The sequence below is a fragment of the Slackia sp. genome, from assembly GCF_977041755.1.
In genome coordinates this window covers 16,777-19,114 of sequence record NZ_CDRRGL010000025.1, presented here as the reverse complement: position 1 = coordinate 19,114, position 2,338 = coordinate 16,777, and the positions used below count along the sequence as shown (strand labels likewise).

The 2,338-nt window shown below is 59.1% G+C and carries 1 protein-coding gene; it reads right to left on the bottom strand.

Translation table 11 applies throughout. The annotated features are described in order from the left end of the window. On the bottom strand, positions 1 to 1,824 hold a 1,824-nt coding region (gene nifJ / locus ACWI8T_RS03485), incomplete at its 3' end, for a pyruvate:ferredoxin (flavodoxin) oxidoreductase (protein ID WP_449137951.1). Positions 1,825 to 2,338: the final 514 nt, after the last annotated feature.

Genomic DNA, 2,338 nt, shown 5'->3' with positions numbered 1-2,338 from the left:
ATCGATGGCGCGGTGATTCATGTCAACGACGTCTTGGCCCTTCTTCAAATACGACTTGGTAGCCGCATCCTTCATGTAGCCAATGGCCTCTTCCTGGGGAATGATATTCGCAAGAGTGAAGAACGCCGACTGCAGAATGGTGTTCGTGCGCTTACCCATGCCAATCTCTACGGCCAGGTCAATAGCGTTGATGGTGTAGAGGTTGATGTCGTTTTGCGCAATGTAGCGCTTCGCGGCGGGGCTCAGGTGCTCGGCGAGCTCCTCGGGCGTCCATTGGCAGTTCACCATGAAGGTACCATGGGGCTTCACGTCGTACACAATCGGGAAGTCTTTCTGAATGTAGCTCGGGTTGTGGCACGCCACGAAGTCGGCCTTGTTGATGTAGTACGAGCTGCGAATGGGCTCGTCGCCGAAACGCAGGTGCGAAATGGTCACGCCGCCAGTTTTCTTGGAGTCGTACTGAAAGTACGCTTGCACGTATTTCTCGGTATGGTCACCGATGATTTTAACGGAGTTCTTGTTCGCGCCAACCGTGCCGTCGCCGCCCAAGCCCCAGAACTTGCACTCGATGGTGCCGGGCGCCGCGGTGTTCGGCGAATTCGGGTCCTCAGGAAGCGAGAGGTTGGTCACGTCGTCGACAATGCCCACGGTGAACTCGCGGCGCGGAGCTTCCTTGGCGAGCTCGGTGAAAATGGCGAACACCGACGAGGGCGGCGTATCTTTGCTGCCCAGGCCATAACGGCCGCCAGTAACCAGAATGCCCGTGCGGCCTTCGCGGTTCAGGGCGTCGACCACGTCGAGGTACAAAGGCTCGCCCGTGGAGCCGGGTTCCTTCGTGCGGTCGAGCACGGCGATCTTCTTCACGGTTTCGGGCAGGCATTCGACGAATTTCTTCGTGACGAACGGACGATACAGGCGAACCTTCACCAGACCGACCTTCTCGCCCTTGGCGTTCAGGTAGTCGATAACTTCCTCGGCCACGTCGCAAATGCTGCCCATGGCAACAATCACGCGCTCGGCGTCGGGAGCGCCGTAGTAGTTGAACAGGTCGTAGTTGGTGCCCAGCTTTTCGTTGACCTTCTTCATGTACTCTTCAACGACTGCGGGCAGCTCGTCGTAAGCCTTGTTGCAGGCCTCGCGGTTCTGGAAGAAGATGTCGCCATTCTCGTGGCTGCCGCGCATTGCGGGATGCTCGGGGTTCAAAGCATGGGCGCGGAAATCGCGAACGGCGTCGAAGTCGCACATCTCGGCCAAGTCGTCGAAGTCCCACACGGCGACCTTCTGCACCTCATGCGAAGTGCGGAAGCCGTCGAAGAAGTTGAGGAACGGAATGCGGCCCTTGATGGCGGAAAGGTGGGCGACGGCGGAAAGGTCCATGACCTCTTGCACGTTGCCCTCGGCGAGCATGGCAAAGCCGGTCTGGCGGCAGGCCATAACGTCGGAGTGGTCGCCGAAAATGTTCAGCGCGTGGGTCGAAACGGTACGGGCGCTCACATGGAAAACGCTCGGCAGCATTTCGGCCGCGATTTTGTACATGTTCGGAATCATGAGGAGCAGGCCCTGCGAAGCAGTGTAGGTCGTGGTGAGCGCGCCCGCCGCCAGCGAACCATGCACGGCACCGGCGGCGCCGCCTTCGGACTGCATCTCGCATACCTTCACGCGAGTGCCGAAGATGTTCTTCATGCCCTGCGCCGACCACTGGTCAACAAGGTCGGCCATGGGGCTCGACGGGGTGATGGGGTAAATGCCCGCCACCTCGGTGAACGCGTAAGACACCCATGCGGCGGCGTTGTTGCCGTCCATGGATTTGAGCTGTCTCGCCATAGGTTATCTCCTCTTCCGTGCACGACCTGCGAGCCGTACAACCCCCTACTTCCAGCCGCCCTTTTGGAAAAGGGCGCTGTGTCGTAATTTAGAACAGAGGTAATAGTATCAGCGCGGACGAGACGCTATCGACGACTAAAGCGCAACGATACGTCGACGCGCGAACGCGTTCGGTGAACGGGATACCTAGGCGAAATAGGGGTCGCGAGCGGTTGAATAGCGGCGGCGAGTGGAAATGCTACCGAATAAGTTGCCGTTCACCGGAATACGGGCGTGTCAGGCATGCGCTTCCGCTTCGGTCAAATCCTGCTCGCGACGAAGGCGCCACTGGCGCCTTCTGCTCGTGCGGAATCTATCGGAATCGCACGCCCGACACGCCCGCATTCCTTCCCAAACGAAAGAGCGACCATCATTCAGCAAGGGGCAGTGTTCCAACTTCATCCTTGCGATGCCCGGCGGGCTGGACATGCGGTTTCGCTAGATTCCGCACGAGCCAAACAGCACTTAATGTGCT